This window comes from Mesorhizobium sp. M4B.F.Ca.ET.089.01.1.1 (genome assembly GCF_004022605.1).
GTDB lineage: Bacteria > Pseudomonadota > Alphaproteobacteria > Rhizobiales > Rhizobiaceae > Mesorhizobium > Mesorhizobium abyssinicae.
Genome location: NZ_RZOS01000707.1, coordinates 1 through 1,986, shown reverse-complemented (window position 1 = coordinate 1,986; position 1,986 = coordinate 1). Strand labels below are relative to the sequence as shown.

At 69.5% G+C, this 1,986-nt stretch carries 2 protein-coding genes; both read right to left on the bottom strand.

Annotated features, from left to right (window positions below; all coding sequences use genetic code 11):
• Positions 1-911: heme biosynthesis HemY N-terminal domain-containing protein (locus tag EN780_RS32980; protein WP_281035395.1), on the bottom strand; the 911-nt coding region annotated here is incomplete at its 3' end.
• A gap of 10 nt (positions 912-921) precedes the next feature.
• Positions 922-1,986 (bottom strand): COG4223 family protein (locus EN780_RS32975; RefSeq protein WP_128276357.1); only part of this gene is annotated, 1,065 nt, incomplete at its 5' end.

The following is a 1,986-nucleotide window of genomic DNA, read 5'->3' as shown; positions in this document are numbered from 1 at the left end:
TGGGTATAGAGCTCGGCGATTTCCGGATGCGGCTCGGCCCGCCACGCCGCTTCGAGGATCTTGGAGCCCTTGCGCACATCGTTTTGCCGAAACAGCAGCCTGGCGGCGGCGACCGCCGCCGGCGCGAATTCGGGCACGAGCTTGTTGGCTTCGAGCGCCGCGGCCCTTGCCGCGTTGGCGTCACTGTCGATCAGCGCCTGCGCCTTGGCGGTGAGCAGCACGGCGCGGCGGCGGTTGGCGGCGTCGCGCTCGATCTGCCGCGTCGACTTCTGCGCCTCGACCAGCTTCAGCGCGCCGTCCCAGTCGCCGCGACCGGTCAGTTCCTCCAGCGTCGATTCGGCGGCCCAGGCAAGTTGCGGCGCCACCGCTGCGGCGCGGCCGGCATAGTGCCTGGCGGCGTTGCGGTCGCCGAGGCGCTCGGCCTCCAGATAGAGGCCGCGCAGGCCGAGCAGCCGCATCTCGGGATCGTCGAGCATCGCCTCGAACTTCTCGCGCGCGCCTTCATGATCGCCTTCGAGCAGCGAGGCCTGCGCCTCCAGGAGATGGATCAGCGGCTCCTGGTCGGAGCGGATCAGCTTGGCCGCTTCCTTGGTCTTCTTGCGCGCCAGCGCCCCGTCGCCAGCGCCGGCCGCGATCATGCCGGTCGACAGCGCCTGGTAGCCGCGGTCGCGGCGGCGCACCCGGAAATAGCGCGAGATGGTATAGGGGCTGTTCCACAGCGACTTCACCAGCCACCACAGGATCATCACCGCGGCGACGACCGCGACCACCGCCACCGCCGCCACCATCAGGCTGACCTGATACTGATAGCCGTTGAAGGTGACGACCATGTCGCCGGGACGATCGGCCAGCCAGGCGAAGCCGAGCCCGAGCGCGAAGACGACGGCGAGGAAGATGAGGATGCGGATCATCTGGTCTCCCTCACGCCTTCATCGCGCCGGCAATCAACGAATCGATCAGCTTTTCGACCTCCAGTCGCGCCTTCAGCTTGCCGGCAAAATCCGCGCCGGCGGCCTTCACCGCTTTCGGCAGCGTGTCGTACTCGCTGAGCGCCTTGGCGTAGTCGCCCTGGTTGACCGCCACCTCCATGCGCGCCACGGTTTCCGGCGCGCCCTTGCCCTCGACGGCGCCGATCGGCCGGACCTTGACCAGCGATTCGGCGCTCGACATCAGGTTCTGCAGGAAGCCTGCATTCTCATCGACGGGCGTGGCGGCCGCGACCATCGCGTTGGCAGCGGCATCGACCTCGGCGGCGATGTCCGTCCGGGTCGAAACGCCCTTCTCGGCATAGGCGCGCAGCGTCGCGATCTCCGGCGCGTCAGGCGAAATCGCCGCGAAGGTCTCGAGCTCGGCGGCGAACGGCGCGCCTCGGTCGAGCGCCGACTTCAGCGCCGATGCCGCGATGGCCATCGCGATCTTCGGCTGCGAGGCCTGCGCCTCGACCTTGCCGGAGAGCTGCGACACCGACTGCTCCAGCGCCGCCAGCCGGCCGTCCTCAGCCTTCGCCGCCTCGCCGGCGGATTTCACCAGCGCGTCGAGCCCGGCGAGCTTTTCATTGAGCGGCCCGAGATCGACAGGCGCGGCAGTTCCGGCCTTCTGCAAGTCGGCGATCGCCGTCTCGATCTGCTTGAGCTTGTCGCCAAGTGCCGCAACGCCGGCGGCGTCGCCGGCGCCGCCTTGCTCGACCGCCGATTTCAGCGCCGCGACATCGCTCTTGACCTGGTCCAGCGCCGACGACAGCCCGTCGACCTTGGCCGAGGCATCGCCATTGCCGCCGGCCTGCTTCAGGCCCGCGATCTCGCTCTTCAGCGCGGCGATCTCGCCATTGACGCCGTCGAGCGAAGCGCCGCCCGACCCCGGCGCGCCGATGAGGCCGGCGAACTGCAGGCCGCCGGCTGCGGCCAGCGCGATGACGCCGCCGATCACGCCGGCGGCAATGCCATTGAGGCCGCCGCGTTTCGGCTGCGGTGCCACATAGTCCTCCCT